Origin of the sequence: Thauera phenylacetica B4P (assembly GCF_000310225.1) — a bacterium.
Lineage (GTDB): Bacteria > Pseudomonadota > Gammaproteobacteria > Burkholderiales > Rhodocyclaceae > Thauera > Thauera phenylacetica.
Genome location: NZ_AMXF01000038.1, coordinates 1 through 17,683, shown reverse-complemented (window position 1 = coordinate 17,683; position 17,683 = coordinate 1). Strand labels below are relative to the sequence as shown.

The following is a 17,683-nucleotide window of genomic DNA, read 5'->3' as shown; positions in this document are numbered from 1 at the left end:
TATCGGTGCGGTGGCTGGGTGGCTGGACGGGCTCGGTGGCCGGGGCTCAGCGGCCGGGTGCGGCGCCGGGTGCGAGGACCGGGGCGCCGGGAACCACGTTCGCCACGCGCCGATTGGCGGGCGCGGCGTTGGGTGTGGCGGGGGCGGTCGTTGCCGCCGGGGCGGGCTTGAACACCTCGTCGCGCGGGCCGAAGGCGGCGAGGGTGCCGTCCGTCAGCACCATCACCTTGTCGGCGGCGGCCAGGGTCGACATCCGGTGGGTGACGATCACCACCGTGGCGCCGCGCGCCTTGAGGCCGAGCAGGGCTTCGAGCAGCGCCTTCTCGCCCGCCTCGTCGAGGTTGGAGTTGGGCTCGTCGAGCACGATGAGGGCCGGGTCGCCGTAGAGCGCACGCGCCAGGCCGATGCGCTGGCGCTGCCCGGCCGACAGGTTGCTGCCTTCCGCACCGAGTGGCGTGTCGTAGCCTTGCGGCAGGTGCAGGATGTGCTCGTGCATGCCGACCTTGCGGGCGGCGTCGACCACGCGCTCGGAGTCGATCTCGCCGAAGCGGGCGATGTTCTCCGCCACAGTGCCGTCGAAGAGTTCGATGTCCTGCGGGAGGTAGCCGAGCGCGGGGCCGAGCTCGTCCTTGTTCCAGTCGTAGATCGAGGCGCCGTCCAGGCGCAGGCTCCCCGCCGCCGGAGCCCAGATGCCCACGAGCAGGCGGGCGAGCGAGGACTTGCCCGAGGCGCTGGGGCCGACCACCGCGACCACCTCGCCCGGCGCGATCGTGAAGCCGAGGTTCTTGAGCACCACGCGCCGCGTTCCCGGGGGCATCGCCGAGACGGCCTCGGCGGCGATGCGGCCCTGCGGCCGCGGCAGGCTCATGCCCGTCCCGCGCGCGGGGTGGCGCTGCAGCAGCTCCTGCAGGCGGGCGTAGGCCTGACGGCCGGAGACGATCTGCTTCCAGTTGCCGACCAGGAGCTCGATCGGCGCGAAGGCGCGGCCGAGCAGGATGGACGCCGCGATCATCATGCCGGCGGTGATCTGGTCCTCGAGCACGAGCAGTGCGCCGAAGCCGAGGATCAGCGATTGCATGGCGATGCGCACGAACTTGGTCGCACCGCTCAGCATCGCGGCGCGGTCGCTCGCCAGCGCCTGGGCGTGGATCTGCTGGCGGTGCAGCGCGTGCCAGCGCTTGCGGATGGCGGGCAGCATGCCCATCGCCTCGATGACTTCGCTGTTGCGCAGGTGGCTGGTGAGCGCCTGGTGCGACTGCATGGAGAACTTCTGCGCCTCGTCCAGGCGTGGCTTGGAGATGCGCTCGTTTGCCACCGCGAGCACGAGCAGCACGATCGCGCCGGCGAGCGCGAACCAGCCGAGCAGCGGCGACATCATGAAGATCACCACGAGATAGATCGGCAGCCAGGGGGCGTCGAAGGCCGCGAGCAGGGCCGACCCGGTGAGGGTCTGGCGCACGGCGTTGAGGTCGTGGATCGGTTGTGCGGTGTTGCTGCCGGCCTGCTGGAGGTTGCGCTCGAAGGCGGCGGTGAACACGCGGCCATTGAGCTGCGCATCCAGGCGGGCGCCGACGCGCACCAGGATCCAGCCGCGCACGCTCTCGAGCGCGGCCATGAAGAGCAGCGCGCCGACCACCAGCACGGTGAGCATCACCAGCGTGGTCTCGTTGCGCGAGCCGAGCACGCGGTCATACACCTGCAACATGTAGAGCGCCGGGGCGAGCATCATCAGGTTGATGAAGCCGCTGAAGGCGCCCACCGTGGTGAAGGCGTTCCGGAGGGCCTGCAAGGCCTCCTTCAGTTCGCCGCCGGCCGGCTGGCCGAACGTCTGCTTTGTCATCGGATTCGTCGTCCCCGTGCGCGAAGGCTGGTTGGTTCCAGGACTTGCCCACCGTTCCGGGACGACGGGCAAGTGGAAGAATCGCACGCAAGGCTACGGCCGGGAAGGTTTCCCGAGCGTAGCCTTGCGTTAACTGGATCTTAGCGCAGTCGATCCGGGCTCAAGCGTGAAGCAGTGCCAGGGTGGCCTCGCTTTGTGCGCTCGTCCCGACGATGCCGGCGTCGTGGAAGGCGATCGCGTCGTCGAAGAGCGAGGTGACGAAGTCGCCCGCGTACGGATCGGGCTGCGTCGTCTCCAGCCCCGGGGCTGCGGAGATCTCGGCAAGGTCGAACGCCTCCGCCCCTGCGGGCAGGGGGTCTGCGATGCCTTGTGGTGCGGTGTTGCCGGGCGAGAGTTTGAAATGCGCGGTGATCGTCCCGACCCCCCAGGTCTGGCTACGGCCGTAACCGTACTCGTACACCGTGTCCGTCGACTCATCCACGATCCATAGGCTGTCCGACTTGCCGCTGGGGTCGAGTGTGATGCCGGTCGGCTTGGCGTTTGCCGTTGGGAGCTGCCACCCGCCGCTCTGGCTCAAGCCGCTCGGATTGCCCCACCAGTCGCGCACGATCTTGAATCGATACACGTAGTCGCTCGTCCCCTCGGTGACGGCCCACAGGTAGGTTCCGTCGGTCACGATGCCCTTGAGGTTCCCGGCGAGCGAGAGCGTGAAGCTCGATTCGGGGCTGTCGGTGCCGGACGTGCGGGTGGCCGCATTGTCGTACCAGTAGAGCTTGCCGGCGCGATCCGCCATCCAGAGATCCTTGCCGTCGAGGGTGATGCCCTCCGGTTCGGTGCCCAGTCCGTAGGCCTTCCACTGCCCGAGCTGCGTGCCGTCGCCCTTATAGACCTCGACGTTCTTGTCGCGGTCGAGCACCCACAGCAGGCTGCCGTCCGCGTTGGCTGCGATGTCGCGCGGATCGGTGTTGGCCAGCGCGAAGCTGCCCAGGCCGCTGCCACCCTCGGCGTACTGGTAGCTCAGATCCTTGGCCTGATCGACGACGAAGAACTTCGGGGCAACGATCTTGGGGACGCTCTCGTAGTGGCTCATGTCCGAGTCGCTCAGGCCGCCCGGTGCGGTGACCGTGGCGGTGTTCGCGTACACCCCGCCGGACTGCACCGCCTCGAACACCAGCTGCTCGACCTTGAAGTAGTCGGAGCTGTGGCCATCGTCGCGGGCGGCCAGGATCAGCACGTTGCCCTGGACGTCGCCTGCGTTGAAGTCGGCCCAGCGGGCGGTGGTCGAGCCGGTGTCGTTGAACTCCTTGAGGCTCATGCCGGCGAGCACGGCGTTGTTCATGGCGGTGATGGGCGCCGTGGAGGAGCCCACATACACGGTCATGTCGCTGTCGCCCACCACGTAGCCGAGGAAGGCCTTGTCCACCACCACGTCCTGGGAGAACTGGAAGACGATGTAGTTGTCGCGGCCGTAGTTGTCGACGGTGTGGGTGGAGCTGCTGCCGCTCTCGCTGCTGTCGGTGACCCCGAGGCCGGCGTCGTAGGCGCCCAGCCAGGCCTTCTGCCAGGTGTCGCTGCCCTTCGTGCGGCTCCAGGCGTTGGCCTGCACGGTGACGCCACCGGCGCTGTAGCTGCGGGTGTTGCCGTCGGTGCCGTCGACGGCGGTGTTGCCGGAGAAGTCGATCGTGGTGGCCGCGCCCAGGACGCTCAGGGACTGGACGGTGCCGCGGGCCTCGTACAGCCACGACTCGCCGGCCTCGAACACGTTGTCGCCATCGTCGCCCGAGACGTACGCGATCTTGCCGTTGGCGATGGACATGTCGTCGGCGGCATTGGTCGGCGTGCCGTTGTCGTCCACGAGGGCGAGGTCGGCCCTGGCAAAGTCGACATTGCCGGTGTTGGTGAGCTTGTAGGTCCAGGTCACCGAAGAGCCGGCGGTCAGCACCGGCACGCCCGCGCCGTCGGGCGTGTCCTCGTTGTCGTAATCCGGCGCGGTCGGGTTGGCGTTGGACGGGCCGCCGGTGGTCTTCTCGAGGTCGATGCCGGGCGTGAGGACGTACACCCCCGCGTCGAGGGACGGGTTGTGCTGGCCCGGACTCAGGGTCACGATCTGGCTCATGCCGTTGGTGCCCGCGTCGGAGTCGATGGCGTCGTCGGCGCCGACGTCCCGCATGGTGAAGGCCGTGCCTACGGGTTTGGCGAACGTCACCTGGTACTGCACGCCGGCCGCCAGGTCATCGAACTGGTAGTAGCCGTCGGCGTCCGTAAGGGTGGTGGCCGCGGTGTCGCCCACGCCGTTGATGATGCCGTCGGCACCGCCGCCAGTCAGCGTCACCAGCAGTCCGCCGATGCCGATCTCACCGCTGTCCTGCAGGCCGTTGCGGTTGGCATCCATCCAGATGAAGTCGCCCAGCGACTGCGACAGCGAAGCCGTCGAGTAGCGTGCCGCGTCGGCGTCCGTTGCCGTGATGCCCAGCGCCGACCCGGTCGCGGTGCCGACGTTGACGATATCCACGCCTGCGGTGTCTACGAGTTCGGACCCGCGGTAGACCCAGACCTCGTCGAGGTCGAGCAGGCCGTCGTGGTCGGTGTCGCCGCCCTGGAAGCTCAGCCCGGAGAGGCGGTCGTCGCTCACGGAGACCCCTTCGAGCGCGACATCGCCGGTGTTGCGGACCTCGTACCTGAACTCGGCCGTGCCGCCGAGCGCGATGAAGGGGCCGGTGCCGGGGGCGTCGGCGTCGAACCATGGGGTGGTGACCGTGCTGCCGCCGCTTGCGGGGGTGCTGAGGTCCGCACCGAGCTCGTTCTGCATCACGAACTGGTCCTTGACCGACTCGATCCGGTTCAGGTCGCCGCTGAGGATGGCGTCACGGGTCAGCGAGATGACCTGGCTCGAGGTGTAGGCATAGTCCACGCTCGGCTGCGCCGCGTTGAGCAGCGCGGCGCTCGAGTGGCGCAGCAGCGCGTCGAGCCCGCCGCCCGCCGCTTTCAGCGCATCGAGCAGGGTCGGCGCGCCCGGTACGTCGATGCCGAAGATGGCTTCCCAACTGTCATCCGGGGAGTAGCCGGTCTCCGGCCAGCCAGCCAGTGGTGCCGGGCCGTATTCGGAGTGGGTCTTCCAGAAGCCGGGGGTGAGGCCTTCGCCACCGCCGCCGGCGTCCTGATAGACGCCGCGGACGAACTTCTCGATGTCGATCGCCACCCGCGCGCCGAAGTGGTTGTCCAAGTCCGTGTCGGTCGGCTGCGGCAGGGATGGGACCGGTTTGCCGTCGGCGTCGACCGGTGTTCCGATCACGGCGCCGAGGTTGGTGTATTGGCCGGCGCTGACGACCGTGGAGGCCTCGTAGATCCAGGTCTCGCCGACATCGAGCAGGCCGTCGCTGTCGGCGTCGCCGCCGATGAAGACAGGCGTGAAGTCGTCGCTCGTATCGCCTGGCGTGCCATGGTCGTCGGAGAGGACGATGTCCGACAGCGCGACCATGCCGTCGTTGGTCACCAGGTATTGGAACGTTGCGGTGCTGCCGACCGCGAGGTACGGCCCGGTGGGGGCGTTGTTGTCGGTTCCGTTGGTGAGCTTGACGAGGTCGATCGACGCCACGATGCCATCGTCGCCGGGCTTGAAGATGCCGGCGTCGACGCTGTTGTCGGTCTCGCCCGCTTCGAGCTTGTAGCAGCCGGTGAAGCCGGTGGTGGCGTCTGCGTCGCTGTCCGTCGCGTCGTTCGCGCCCACGTTCTGGTTGGTGAGGAAGAAGCCCGTGGGGGTGATGAACTTGACGAGGTAGTCGCCCGGTTGGAGTCCGGTGAAGCTGTAGTTGCCCGTCGCGTCGGTGAAGGTGGATGCGCCGACCTTCACGCCGGGGGCGCCGGCCACGCAGGTGTAGAGCTCGACCTCCACGCCTTCGACGCCGGCTTCGCCGTCGTCCTGCTGGCCGTTGGCGTTGGCGTCGAGCCAGACGCGGTCGCCGATCGCGGCGGGTTGGTAGAAGCCGGCGTCGACCGTGTTGTTGGTCTCGCCCGAGGCCAGGGTGTAGCAGCCGCTGAAGCCGCCGCTGCCGGCGTCGGAGTCGAGCGCGTCGTCGGCGCCGACATCGGCGGTGCTGAGCTGGTAGCCCGCCGGGGTCTCGAAGGCGACGACGTACTGGCCGGGCATCAGGCCGGCGAAGGCGTAGTTGCCGCTGGCGTCGGTCGTGGTCTGGGCGACCAGGACGCCCGGGGCGCCATCGACGCAGGTGTAGAGGCGCACGGTGGCACCCGCGATGCCGTTCTCGCCGGCATCCTGCTGGCCGTTGGCGTTGGTGTCTTCCCAGACACGGTCGCCGATCGTGGCGCCCTGGTAGAGGCCGGCGTCGACGCTGTTGTCGGTTTCGCCGGACTCGAGGTTGTAGCAGCCCGTGAAGCCGCCGAGGCCGGCATCGCTGTCCGTGCCGTCGGCACCGACGTTGACCGGGCTCAGGCTGAAGCCGGCCGGGGTGATGAACTTGACGAGGTAGTCGCCCGGCTTGAGTCCGGTGAAGCTGTAGTTGCCCGTCGCGTCGGTGGTGGTGGCAGCGAGCGCGGCGCCGCTGGGCTGGCCATCGATGCAGGCGTAGAGCTCGACGGCGACGCCGGCGACGCCGGCTTCGCCCGCGTCCTGCTGGCCGTTGGCGTTGGCGTCGAGCCAGACGCGGTCGCCGATCGCGGCCGGGCGCCAGAAGCCGGCGTCGACCGTGTCGTTGGTCTCGCCCGAGGCCAGGGTGTAGCAGCCGCTGAGGCCGCCGCTGCCGGCATCGGAGTCGAGGCCGTCGTCGGCGCCGACGTTGGCGGTGCTGAGCTGGTAACCCGCCGGGGTCTCGAAGGCGACGACGTACTGGCCGGGCATCAGGCCGGCGAAGGCGTAGTTGCCGTTTTCGTCGGTCGTGGTCTGGGCGACCAGGACGCCCGGGGCGCCATCGACGCAGGTGTAGAGGCGCACGGTCGCACCCGCGATGCCGTTCTCGCCGGCATCCTGCTGGCCGTTGGCGTTGGTGTCTTCCCAGACACGGTCGCCGATCGCGGCGCCCTGGTAGAGGCCGGCGTCGACCGTGTCGTTGGTCTGGCCGGAGGCGAGCGTGTAGCAGCCGGAGAAGCCGGAGAGCGCGGCGTCGCTGTCCGTGCCGTCGGCCCCGACATCGACCGGCGAGAGGCTGTAGCCGTCCGGGGTGAGGAACTTGACCACGTACTGGCCGGGCATCAGGCCGGTGAAGGCGTAGTTGCCGGCGGCGTCGGTGGTGGTGGTCGCGAGTGCCGCGCCGACCGCAGCGCCGTTGGCGCAGGAGTAGAGCTCGACGGCGACGCCGGCGACACCGGCTTCGCCCGCGTCCTGCTGGCCGTTGGCGTTGGCGTCGAGCCAGACGCGGTCGCCGATCGCGGCCGGACGCCAGAAGCCGGCGTCGACCGTGTCGTTGGTCTCGCCCGAGGCCAGGGTGTAGCAGCCGCTGAGGCCGCCGCTGCCGGCATCGGAGTCGAGGCCGTCGTCGGCGCCGACATCGGCGCTGCTGAGCTGGTAGCCCGCCGGGGTCTCGAAGGCGACGACGTACTGGCCGGGCATCAGGCCGGCGAAGGCGTAGTTGCCGCTGGCGTCGGTCGTGGTCTGGGCGACCAGGACGCCCGGGGCGCCATCGACGCAGGTGTAGAGGCGCACGGTCGCACCCGCGATGCCGTTCTCGCCGGCATCCTGCTGGCCGTTGGCGTTGGTGTCTTCCCAGACACGGTCGCCGATTGCGGCCGTGGCCTTGAAGTAGCCGAAGTCCAGATCCGTGTCGCTCTGGCCCGACAGCAGTGTGAGCGGATCGGTGCCGGTCGGCGAGGCGTTGCTGTCCAGTGCCGCGTCCGTGCCCTGGCCGATCGGGCTGGGCTGGAAGCCGGAGAGCGCGCCGGCGGGATCGAAGTTCTCGGCGTCGACGCTGACCTGGTAGGTGCCCGGGGGCAGGGCGTCGAAGAGGTAGCTGCCGTCCGCCGCGGTGACGGTGCTGCGAACGACGGTTTCGCCGCTACCGGTGGTGCCGGTCAGCGTCAGGCGGACGCCGCCGATCCCGGCCTCGCCGCCGTCCTGGATGCCGTCGGCGTCCTGGTCGTTCCAGACGAAGTCGCCGACCGAGACGTGCTTGTAGAAGCCGGCGTCGATCGTCTTGTTCCATTCGCCGGCCGAGAGCACGACGACGTCGGAGAGCGCGCCGTCGCTGTCGGCCGCGTTGCTGGCGCCCTGCTGGCGCGGGCTCGCGGCATCGAAGCCGGTGGGGGTGAAGAACTGCACCTGGTAGTCCAGGCCGGGCGCGAGCCCCTTGAAGACGTAGTTGCCGTCCGCGTCGGTGGTCGTGGTGGCGAGGACCTCGCCCGCGCTGGTGAAGGCGCCGTCGCCGTCGCGATCGCGCACGAGGCGCACGACCACGCCGGCGATGCCCTGCTCGGTGTAGGCTCCGTCGCCTCCCACGTTCTGGAGGCCGTCGGCGTTCACGTCGTGCCACACGCGGTCGCCCAGCGCGGCGGACTTGACCATCACGATGAGCGGCTGCTGGACGACCTCATTCGCATCGCGAACGCCGTTGTTATTGCTGTCCTTCCACAGGTTCAGCAGCAGGCCGATCTCGTCGTTGTTCGGGTTGTCGTCAGTAATGTCCGGCGCGAAGCCGTCGTTCTGCAGGGCCAGATCCACCAGCGTCTGGACGCGCGTCGCGTCGGTCCCTGGCAGCAAGGTGGCCACGCGGTCCTGGTCGCCGAGTAGGGTCCACAGTGCGGCCTGTACTTCGTTGGTCGTGTAGGGATTCGCACCGACCGTGAAGTGCTGGTTCAGCAGCCAGTTGGCTTCGTCGAGGTGACCAGGAAGCTCGATTGTCGGGAAGGCAGCGGGGATCGCGCCGTAATCGTAGCTGGAATAGAGTCCGGCCTTGAGTGTGAGCGAGTAGACGCCATTGACGGGGCCGACCACATCGAGAGGGATGTCTGCATCCGCGCACCAAGCATCGTAATAGCCCGTCCCAAAATCCGATGCTCCGAGGAACTGGAGGTCGAAAGTGCTCGGTTCGAGGAACTGGTCGGGATAGGTGACCTTGATGCTGAGGATGCGCGAAGTGGACATGATGATGGACTCCCTGGGATTCTGAGCCGTCCGGGCCCTTGCTTGCAGGCCTGGACGGATTGCACGGGGATATGGGCCCCCGCTGCGTGTGGTACTCGGGCCTTACTTCTTGTTGCGCAGGCGGCTGGCGAGTACGCCGACGAGACCGACCGCGATCAGGGCGAGCGTCTCGGGTTCGGGAAGCGGCTGCGGATTGACAAAGGCAAAGGCCGGTGCGGAAAGGATGGATAGCACGGCGATGGAAAGCAGGGTGCGCATGGCGAACTCCTTGATCGGGTTGCGGGATGGATACGACGCCCCCAGGGGGAGCCAGCTTTCGCCTGCAAATTACGTGCCATGTTTTAGGCATCAGGATTTACACCGAAAATTTAAATTGGACGAAATGTAACTTCGTGCTTATGTAAGTTTTGCCGACATTCACGTAAAAAGCTCAAAACGAGGAAAGAGAAGGATTTCATGGGTTTGCCATCCTCTGGACGTCTTCGCCGGTCGATTTCAGGTGTAAAGAAATCCGACACTTCGGCGGGAGGTCGCGTGGAGACGCGTCTTCTGCTCCTCAACAAGCCCTTCGGCGTGCTGTGCCAGTTCACCGATGAAGGCGGGCGCGCCACCCTCAAGGACTACGTTCCGGTACCGGGCGTCTACGCGGCCGGGCGCCTGGACGCGGACAGCGAGGGCCTCGTGCTGCTGACCGACGACGGTGCGTTCCAGCACCGCATCGCGGACCCCCGCCACAAGCTGCCCAAGACCTACCTGGTGCAGGTCGAGGGGGAGGTCGACGAGGCTGCGCTCGCGCTCCTGCGCGCGGGGCTGGACCTGGGCGACTTCCGCACGCGGCCGTGCGGCGCGCGCCGCGTTGCGGAGCCCGACTGGCTGTGGCCACGGGACCCGCCGGTGCGCTTCCGCAAGTCGGTGCCGACGAGCTGGGTCGAGATCGTGCTGCGCGAGGGCAAGAACCGGCAGGTGCGCCGGATGACGGCGAAGGTCGGCCACCCCACGCTGCGCCTGATCCGGGTGGCGATCGGGCCCTGGCGCCTGGACGGGCTGGGGGTGGGCGAGTGGCGCGAGCTGGCGCGCGAGGAGGTCGGGGTGGTGCCGGCCAGCGGCGGCGCGGCGGCGATACGCGGAAATCGTCTGCAGCGCTAGAATCGAGCGTCCCGAAGAACGCTGCAGGAGGCGTCCGTGAAAGTCATTGTCGATCTGTGCGTGGTCCCGCTCGGCGTGGGCCTGTCCGTCTCAGCCTACGTGGCGGCCTGCGAGCGGGTGATCCGCGAGGCCGGCCTGAAGTCGCAGCTCCATGCCTACGGCACCAACATCGAGGGCGAGTGGGACGAGGTGATGGCCGCGGTCAAGCGCTGCCACGAGGTCGTGCATGCGATGGGCGCGCCGCGGATCACGAGCTCGATGCGGCTGGGTACGCGCACCGACCGCGAGCAGACCATGGAGGACAAGATCGCCAGCGTCGAGCGCGCACTCGACAGGGCGGCGAGCGACCCCGGCGCCTGACCGGCCCGGGGCTGCGCTCGGGACAGAAATCCTTTACCCTGTGCTGCGCGCGAGTTCGTTGCGGCGCAGCTTGCCGGTGTCGGTGCGCGGGAAGTGGTCGACCAGGTGGATCTTCTCGGGGCGCTGGTAGGGCGGCAGGCTGTCGATTGCGGCCTGGGCGGCGGCCAGCACCTGTGGTGGCGGCAGGTCGCCGGGAATGGCGAAGAGGTGCAGGCGGATCATGTCCGCGTCCTCGCCCTGCGCCGGGATCACGCATACCTCCTCGGCCTTGCCGCGCATGCGTTCCTGCACGGCCTGCTCGACCGCGACCACGTCCACCCAGCGGCCGAACACCTTGACGAGCTGGTCGCTGCGCCCGGCGAACAGCCAGCCTTCGCCGTCGGGCGCGCGGCGGAAGACGTCGCCGGGGGCGAAGCGGCCGTCCGCGAAGCGCGCGCTGTCGTGGGTGACCACGCGCGAGTAGCCGAGCGCGACCGCGGGGTGGGAGAACCACAGCCGCCAGGTTTCCACTTCGCCGCTGGTGAGCTGCTCGGGGTGGATGGTGGTGAGCGGCGTGGGGTGCGCGGCGTCCATCTCCGCCGTGCGGTAGAGCACCAGCGACAGTGTCTCGGTGGTGCCGTAGCCATTGACCAGTGGCACCCCCGTCATCGCCTGCCATTCGCGCGCGAGCGCGGGCGGACAGGCCTCGCCGGCGGACACCGCGGCGTGCAGTCCGCGGAAACGCACGCCGGCATCGACCAGGCGGCGGTAGAGGGTGGGCACGCTGAAGAAGATGTGCGGCTCGTGGCGCTCGACCATCGCCGCCACGCGCGCCGGGTCCGGCCATTCGGGGTCGAGCACGACGGTGGCGCCCAGGCGCAGGCCCGCGAAGAAGGCGTTGGCGAGCGGGTAGGCGAAGAACAGCTTGGAGCTGGAGTAGAAGCGGTGCTCGGGGCGCGCGCCGAGGAGGTCGCGGGCGAACACGTGGGCGTCGCGGATCGCCCGGTGGGCATGGACGATGCCCTTCGGGCGGCCCGTGGTGCCGGACGAGTAGAGCAGGAAGGCCGGGTCGTCGTCGGCTGCCGGTGCGGCCGCGGGCGTCGCGGTCGCGCGCTCCACGCGGCGGCGCCACTCGCCGAGATCGATCGCGCGCTTGTCGCCCAATGCACGTGCGGCCCCGTCCTCGAGCAGCGCGGCGGCGGCGCCCGAGTCCAGCATCAGGTCGGCGATCTGCTCGGACGCCGTGCGCGGGTTGATCGCGATCGGCCGCACCCCCGCCCACAGCATGCCGATGAAGGCGGTGGCCCATTCGATGCCGTCGGGCAGGGCCAGCACGCAGGCATCGCCCGGGCGCAGGCCGGCATCGAGCAGGGCGGCGGCGTTGCGGATGGAGCCAGCGCGCAGCGTGGCGTAATCGACACGGGCCTCGCCCTCGATCAGCGCGATTCGTGCGGGCTCGCCGGCGAGCAGCCATGCGGCGGCGTTCATGACGCGGCTCCGCCGATGATGTTCGGGCGCCTGGCGGCGGGGCCGGACGGGCGGCCCCCAGCGTGGTGGATGAGCATGGTTGCGGTGTCTCCTCGGTCGAATCCCCTTGCGGGGTGGAATTCATTTTTTTCGTGGGTTCATTAAATTCCCCCGGCCGAGGCTGCACAATGCCGATGAACGGATTACGTTTATTGATTTGATCGATAACCGGCGAGCCCGCGGGCGGCTGCCCGCACGGCAGCCTGAAGGGAAGCGCCCGCCGCCTCCGCATTGGAGGTGGCGTGGCGAGAGGAGGATCGTCCGGTGGGTCCGCAAGACTTCGACCTGAATCTGCTGCGTGTGCTGCTCGCCGTGTACGAGGCCGGCAGCGTGACCCGCGCCGCGGAGAAGCTGGGCACGAGCCAGCCGACCGTGAGCAGCGCGCTTGGCCGCCTGCGCCGCGCGCTCGGCGAGCCGCTGTTCATCAAGACCGCCGCGGGGGTCACGCCGACCGCCCGCACCCACGCGCTGGCGAGCAGCGCGCGCGCGATGCTGGCGCGGGTGGAGGCCGACTTCTTCGTCGCGGATCGCTTCGAGCCGGAGCATTACGCGGGCAAGCTCACCGTCGCGCTCTCGGACGTGGGCGAACTGGTCTTCCTGCCGCGGATCCTCGACAGCGTGCGCCGGCTCGCGCCGCTGGCCATGCTCGATTCGGTGACGCTCGCGCCGGGCGAGCTGATGCGGGCGATGGAGGACGGCGAGGTCGACCTGGCGATCGGCTATTACCCCGACCTGGATGCCGCCGGTTTCTACCGCGAGAAGCTGCTCAGCCATCGCTTCGTGTGCCTGCTGCGCGCCGACCATCCGGTGCAGGACCGCCAGCTCTCGCTCGAGCGCTTCCTCGCGCTCGAGCATGCCGCGGTGCGCGCCAAGGGGCGCAGCCAGGAAATCTTCGAGAAATACCTCGAGCGCCTGCGCATCGAGCGGCGCATCGTGCTGCGCACGCCGCACTTCATGAGTCTGCCTGGCATCATCGGCCGTTCGGACCTGGTGGTGACCCTGCCGCACGCGATTGGCCAGTACTTCACTCGGGTGGGCGAGAACGTGCGCATGGCCGAGCCGCCGCTGGCGATCCCGCACATCGAGCTCTACCAGCACTGGCATCGAGGCTTTCACCACGATGTGCGCAACCGCTGGCTGCGCGCGCTGGTCGCGGGCCTGTTCTCGGAAGAGCAGGACGAGTGGCCGTCGCCCTTCGCCTGACGCCGGTGCCGGACGGGCAGGCCGGGAACCCCGCCGCGCTCGCAGGGAACAGGGTGGGCGCGTCGGCTGCGCTCAGCCGGCCTGGCGGCGGGCGTCGCTCAGTGGCATCACGTCGGGCATCTCGAAGCGCTTGCGCTCGCGGTCGCCCTCGCTGAGCGGCGCGCACGGCTTCAGGCTGGCGAGGCTTCGGCGCGCGAGGTTCTGGTAGCAGTCGGTGCCGATGACCTTCCACTTGCGCTCCTGCTCGGTGAGCTCGCGCAGCACCTTGGCGGGAACGCCCGCGACCAGCACGCCGGGCGGGATCTTCATCTCCGCCTTCACGAAGGCCGCGGCCGCGACGATGCTGCCTTCGCCTACCTCGGCGCGGTCCATCACCACCGCGTTCATGCCGATCAGCGCGTTGCGCCCGATCCGGCAGGCATGCAGCACTGCCGCATGGCCGACGTGACCATTGACCTCGACCACGGTGTCGATGCCGGGAAAACTGTGCAGCACGCAGCAGTCCTGCACGTTGCTGCCTTCTTCGAGCACGATGCGACCGAAGTCGCCGCGCAGCGAGGCGAGCGGCGCCACGTAGCAGCCGGGGCCGACGAAAACGTCGCCGATCAGCACGGCATCGGGATGAACGTAGGCGGTGGGATGGACGACCGGGCGGACGCCGTCGATTTCGTAGCAGGGCATGATTGTCTCCTGGTGGCGCGGCTTCGTTTCCGCGCTCGTCCGCGCCCCGGCGTGCGCGATACGGAGCGGGCCTGGCGCGACGAAGATGCGCGAACGCAAAAATCGCTTGTGTTTTGATGTGGCTCGACACTACTATTGATCGACCGATCGGTCAAACTTATTGCTGGGTGCATCGAGGTCGCCGGCTGCGTCCTGACCTGCCAGCGCATCCGCTCACCGAACGGGTGGTGATCGGCTACGACGAGCGCAGAGGGTGCACGCGCGCACTCGGGGCGCGCCCCCGACAACCCGGTCGGCGTGCGCCCCCGGCCGATCGCAGCACAGGAGCAGCGGACCCCGATGGCCAGAGGCAAAGCCCCCACTTTCCAGTTGCAGCGCGCGACGATCCTCGACGCGGCTGCGGGCTTGTTCGCGGCCAGGGGCTTCCACAACGCGTCGATGGCGGAAATCGCGCGCGAGTGCGGGGTTTCCAAGGCCCTGCTGTACCACTATTACCGCGACAAGGAACACATTCTCTACGACATCGCTGCCGGCCACGTCGAGGACCTGCTGGCCATCGTGGCGGGCGTGGAGAGCGAGGCGCGGTTCCCGCGCGACCGCCTCGAGCGCCTGATCCTGCGCTTCATGCAGGCTTACGAGGGGGGGCGGCGGCAGCACGTCGTGCTGATTCAGGACGTCAAGTTCCTCAGCCCCGAGCAGCGCGCGCGCATCCACGAGCAGGAGCGCCGAGTGGTGCACGCCTTTGCGGCGGCGGTCGAGGCGGTCGAACCCGGCCTGTGCGGTGCAACGCTCGACAAGGCGGTGACGATGGCCTTGTTCGGGATGATGAACTGGACCTTCACCTGGCTGCGCCCGGATGGCGCGCTGTCCTACGCGGACATGGCCAGGGTGGTGACGCGGATCTTCCTGAACGGCATCGCGGGTTTCGCCGCCGAGGCCGCGCACGCGTCCGCCGCGGCGGACGAAGCTGCGCTTCCCTGAATCCTGGATGCCTTGCCGCGACGCCTTCGCGCTGCGCATGCCCGTCATCGCCGGACATGCACGTTGACGTTTACGTAAGCGTAGCTACTGTGCAATCATCCGCATCGGGACCAAGTCGGGCCGACTTGCCGGCGTTGCGGGCGACGTGCTCGTGACGGGCGGGCGGGCGGGAACGCCGGGCCGACATTGGAACACGGAGAAGAAAATGAGCCAAGACAACCTCGGCAGGCCAGTGCGACTGCGCGAATCCGCGAATGCGACCACGTATACGATATCCGACCTCGCCAAGGAGTTCGACATCACAACGCGTGCGATCCGCTATTACGAGGATCAGGGCCTCATCACTCCCGCTCGCCGCGGCAGTCGGCGCATCTACACGCGCCGTGACCGGGTCCGCCTGGGGCTGATCCTGCGCGGCAAGCGCCTCGGATTCTCACTGCAGGATTCGCGCGAGCTCTTCGACCTCTACGACAACACGCCCGGCAAGCATGCGCAGATGGCGCACTTCATGGATCTGCTGGGGGCGCGGAGGGCGATGTTGCAGCGCCAGATGGAAGATATCCAGGCCATCCTCAAGGAGATCGATGCGGCCGAGAACGAGGCCCGTCGTTCGTTCGCAGCGCGCGAGCGCGGAGAGTCCGAGACGGAGCCTGGCTGAGCGGGGCGGGCGCTCCAGAGCCCGCGGTACCGTCTTCAGTCCGTATCCTCTTCCGCACCGGCGCCGCGCTTGCGGCGCGGAGCGGTCTTCGGGTCGATCACGATCGGCTGGTAGATCTCCACGCGGTCGCCCTCGGCGAGCACGGTGTCGAGCGGCTTGATCTTGCCGAAGACCCCCACCTTGTTGCGCTCCAGGTCGATGTCCTCGTAGCGCCCGAGGATCCCCGAGCGCTCGATCGCCGCACGCAGCGTGCAGCCTTCGTCCACATCCAGGCGCATCCAGGCCGGCTTCTCGGGGTGCGCGTAGCTCACGCTGATCTTCATCCTTGCTGTCTCCCTTGCGGTTTGCGGGTGGGCGCGGTCAGGCGCCTGCCTCGACCGCGCCCTCGGCGCCCAGGCTGCGGGCACGGGCACGGGCGAGCATGCGCTGGCGGGCGGCGACGAGGAAGCCGAGGGCGAGGAAGCCGCCCGGCGGCAGGATCATCAGCAGCACGCCGCGGTAGCTGTCGAGGCGCAGCTCGAGGAAGGCGAAGTGCTCGCCGAGCAGCATCGAGGCGTCGGCGAACAGCGTGCCCTGGCCGATCGCCTCGCGCACGCCGCCCAGCACCATCAGCGCGAGGGTGAAGCCCACACCCATCATCAGGCCGTCGAGGGCCGCCATGCCGGGGGTGCGCTTGGACGCGAAGGACTCGGCGCGACCCATGATCGCGCAGTTGACCACGATCAGCGGGATGAACAGGCCGAGCACCTTGTGCAACTCGTGCAGCCAGGCGTTCATCGTCATGTCGACCAGGGTCACCACGGTGGACATCAACAGCACGTAGATCGCGATCCGCACCTCGCGCGCGATCACGTGGCGAAACAGCGACACCAGCACGCCCGAGCACACCAGCACCACCGTGGTGGCCAGGCCCATCCCCAGCCCGTTGGTGGCGCTGCCGGTGGTGGCGAGGGTCGGGCACATGCCCAGCATCTGCGCGAAGACCACGTTGTTGTCCCACAGGCCGTCGCGGACGACCCTGCGCACTTCGCTCATGTCGGGCTCCCCGGTTGTGCCGCCGCAGGCAAAGTCGCGGCGGCGGTGCCGGCCCGCGCGGCGAGCAGGCGCTCGCGGTGGCCGGCGAAGAACTTCAGGCTGGCGTGGACGGCCGCCACCACCGCGCGCGGCGTGATCGTGGCGCCGGCGAACTGGTCGAACTCGCCGCCGTCCTTGCGCACCCCCCAGCGTGTGCCGGTGTCGAGCCCGCGGCCGTCGAAGCCGCGGATCCAGTCGGACTTGCGCACGTCGATCTTGTCGCCCAGCCCCGGCGTCTCGCTGTGCGAGAGCACGCGCACGCTGGCGATGCGCCCGTCGCGGCCGATGCCGACGGTGAGCGTGATCGGCCCGCCGTAGCCGGCCTCGCTCACCCAGTTGAAGGCCACGCCGTGGACCTCGCCCGCCATGCGTGCGCGATACACTGTGACGGCGCGGCCCGCGTCCTCGACCGCGATCGTGTCCTCGGCCGGATTGTTGTCGTGGGGCACGGCGGAGAGGGTCTGGTCGAGGGCGTGGCGCAGGTCCTCCGCCTGGCGCAGGCGGATCTCCGCGCGGGTGGCGAGGTCGCCGGCGCCGAGCAGGGCGCTGCAGCCGAGGGCGAAGGCCCCGAGCAGCAGCCCGGGGCGCCGGCGCAGGCCGGCGACTAGGTTCGAGCTCATCGGCCGTCCTCCTTCGGGGCCAGCGGGAGCGGGTTGCCCGTGCGCAGGCGGCCGTAGCGGCGCGGACGCACGAGGCGATCGATCAGCGGCGTTGCCGCGTTCATCAGCAGCACGGCGAAGGCCACGCCCTCGGGGTAGCCGCCCCAGGTGCGGATCACGTAGATCAGCGCGCCGATGCCGGCGCCGAAGATCACGCGCCCGAGCGGGGTGACCGGCGCGCCCACCGGGTCGGTGGCGATGAAGAAGGCGCACATCATCGCGCTGCCGCCGAGCAGGTGGAGCAGCGGACCCGGGTAGTGCGCGGGGTCGATCTGGTTGAACAGCGCGGCGAGCACGGCGAGGGTGCCGAGCAGGGCGGCGGGGATCTGCCAGGGCACGATGCGGCGGGCGACCAGCAGCGCGCCGCCGGCGAGGAGCGCGAGCGCGGAGGTCTCGCCCAGGCTGCCCGGCACCGTGCCGAGCGCGAGCGCGAGCAGCGCCTCGCCGGCGGCGAAGTCGCCGCCGAGCTTGAGCGGGGCGAGCGC

14 protein-coding genes are annotated in these 17,683 nt (G+C 69.2%); 5 read left to right on the top strand and 9 right to left on the bottom strand.

Going from position 1 to position 17,683, the window contains the following annotated elements:
* Nucleotides 1-46: 46 nt before the first annotated feature.
* The 3 genes from C667_RS07645 to C667_RS24915 all read right to left on the bottom strand — a co-directional run bounded on the left by C667_RS07645 (nt 47) and on the right by C667_RS24915 (nt 9,188).
* A complete protein-coding gene (locus tag C667_RS07645; protein ID WP_004359854.1) occupies nt 47-1,840 on the bottom strand; it encodes a type I secretion system permease/ATPase in 1,794 nt (597 codons plus the stop codon).
* A 160-nt stretch (nt 1,841-2,000) separates the two neighbouring features.
* Nucleotides 2,001-8,930: an SdrD B-like domain-containing protein gene (locus tag C667_RS24340; protein ID WP_004359853.1), complete on the bottom strand. Its 6,930-nt coding sequence runs from the start codon at nt 8,928-8,930 to the stop codon at nt 2,001-2,003.
* Between the two features lie 102 nt (nt 8,931-9,032).
* Entirely contained in the window at nt 9,033-9,188 is a 156-nt protein-coding gene (locus C667_RS24915) for a PEP-CTERM sorting domain-containing protein (RefSeq protein WP_083881287.1), read from the bottom strand.
* Between the two features lie 276 nt (nt 9,189-9,464).
* On the opposite strand from C667_RS24915, the gene C667_RS07635 reads away from it, so the two are divergent.
* The gene (locus C667_RS07635) at nt 9,465-10,076 is read left to right on the top strand and encodes a pseudouridine synthase (protein WP_004359852.1); all 612 of its coding nucleotides are present in this window, start codon (nt 9,465-9,467) and stop codon (nt 10,074-10,076) included.
* Between the two features lie 36 nt (nt 10,077-10,112).
* Nucleotides 10,113-10,436 (top strand): MTH1187 family thiamine-binding protein, encoded by a 324-nt coding sequence (locus C667_RS07630; RefSeq protein ID WP_004359851.1) that lies wholly within the window; start codon nt 10,113-10,115, stop codon nt 10,434-10,436.
* A gap of 33 nt (nt 10,437-10,469) precedes the next feature.
* On the opposite strand, the gene C667_RS07625 is transcribed toward C667_RS07630, so the two are convergent.
* Nucleotides 10,470-11,903: an AMP-binding protein gene (locus C667_RS07625; RefSeq protein WP_004359849.1), complete on the bottom strand. Its 1,434-nt coding sequence runs from the start codon at nt 11,901-11,903 to the stop codon at nt 10,470-10,472.
* 303 nt (nt 11,904-12,206) lie between these two features.
* Between C667_RS07625 and C667_RS07620 the strand changes: the two genes are divergently transcribed.
* Complete coding sequence (locus tag C667_RS07620) at nt 12,207-13,145, top strand: LysR family transcriptional regulator (protein WP_004359847.1); 939 nt, start codon at nt 12,207-12,209, stop codon at nt 13,143-13,145.
* 72 nt (nt 13,146-13,217) lie between these two features.
* On the opposite strand, the gene paaY is transcribed toward C667_RS07620, so the two are convergent.
* A complete protein-coding gene (gene paaY, locus C667_RS07615; protein WP_004359845.1) occupies nt 13,218-13,826 on the bottom strand; it encodes a phenylacetic acid degradation protein PaaY in 609 nt (202 codons plus the stop codon).
* A 339-nt stretch (nt 13,827-14,165) separates the two neighbouring features.
* On the opposite strand from paaY, the gene C667_RS07610 reads away from it, so the two are divergent.
* Entirely contained in the window at nt 14,166-14,807 is a 642-nt protein-coding gene (locus C667_RS07610; protein WP_004359843.1) for a TetR/AcrR family transcriptional regulator, read from the top strand.
* Between the two features lie 205 nt (nt 14,808-15,012).
* Nucleotides 15,013-15,465 (top strand): MerR family transcriptional regulator, encoded by a 453-nt coding sequence (locus C667_RS07605; RefSeq protein WP_004359842.1) that lies wholly within the window; start codon nt 15,013-15,015, stop codon nt 15,463-15,465.
* A 35-nt stretch (nt 15,466-15,500) separates the two neighbouring features.
* Here C667_RS07605 and C667_RS07600 read toward each other — a convergent pair whose 3' ends face one another.
* The 4 genes from C667_RS07600 to C667_RS07585 all read right to left on the bottom strand — a co-directional run.
* Nucleotides 15,501-15,788: an RnfH family protein gene (locus tag C667_RS07600; protein ID WP_004359841.1), complete on the bottom strand. Its 288-nt coding sequence runs from the start codon at nt 15,786-15,788 to the stop codon at nt 15,501-15,503.
* A gap of 37 nt (nt 15,789-15,825) precedes the next feature.
* Complete coding sequence (locus C667_RS07595) at nt 15,826-16,500, bottom strand: electron transport complex subunit E (RefSeq protein WP_004359840.1); 675 nt, start codon at nt 16,498-16,500, stop codon at nt 15,826-15,828.
* Nucleotides 16,497-17,159, bottom strand: coding sequence for an RnfABCDGE type electron transport complex subunit G (locus C667_RS07590; protein WP_004359839.1), 663 nt, complete (start codon nt 17,157-17,159; stop codon nt 16,497-16,499). Before C667_RS07590 ends, C667_RS07595 begins: the two co-directional genes overlap by 4 nt.
* The coding region (locus C667_RS07585; RefSeq protein WP_004359838.1) for an RnfABCDGE type electron transport complex subunit D at nt 17,156-17,683 on the bottom strand (528 nt) is incomplete at its 5' end. The genes C667_RS07585 and C667_RS07590, both read right to left, overlap by 4 nt.

What these genes read in the sequence shown, in the direction of transcription:
- C667_RS07645 (WP_004359854.1), bottom strand. Translation starts at nt 1,840, where the DNA reads ATGACAAAGCAGACGTTCGGCCAGCCGGCCGGCGGCGAACTGAAGGAG.
- C667_RS24340 (WP_004359853.1), bottom strand. Translation starts at nt 8,930, where the DNA reads ATGTCCACTTCGCGCATCCTCAGCATCAAGGTCACCTATCCCGACCAG.
- C667_RS24915 (WP_083881287.1), bottom strand. Translation starts at nt 9,188, where the DNA reads ATGCGCACCCTGCTTTCCATCGCCGTGCTATCCATCCTTTCCGCACCG.
- C667_RS07625 (WP_004359849.1), bottom strand. Translation starts at nt 11,903, where the DNA reads ATGAACGCCGCCGCATGGCTGCTCGCCGGCGAGCCCGCACGAATCGCG.
- paaY (WP_004359845.1), bottom strand. Translation starts at nt 13,826, where the DNA reads ATGCCCTGCTACGAAATCGACGGCGTCCGCCCGGTCGTCCATCCCACC.
- C667_RS07610 (WP_004359843.1), top strand. Translation starts at nt 14,166, where the DNA reads ATGGCCAGAGGCAAAGCCCCCACTTTCCAGTTGCAGCGCGCGACGATC.
- C667_RS07605 (WP_004359842.1), top strand. Translation starts at nt 15,013, where the DNA reads ATGAGCCAAGACAACCTCGGCAGGCCAGTGCGACTGCGCGAATCCGCG.
- C667_RS07600 (WP_004359841.1), bottom strand. Translation starts at nt 15,788, where the DNA reads ATGAAGATCAGCGTGAGCTACGCGCACCCCGAGAAGCCGGCCTGGATG.
- C667_RS07595 (WP_004359840.1), bottom strand. Translation starts at nt 16,500, where the DNA reads ATGAGCGAAGTGCGCAGGGTCGTCCGCGACGGCCTGTGGGACAACAAC.
- C667_RS07590 (WP_004359839.1), bottom strand. Translation starts at nt 17,159, where the DNA reads ATGAGCTCGAACCTAGTCGCCGGCCTGCGCCGGCGCCCCGGGCTGCTG.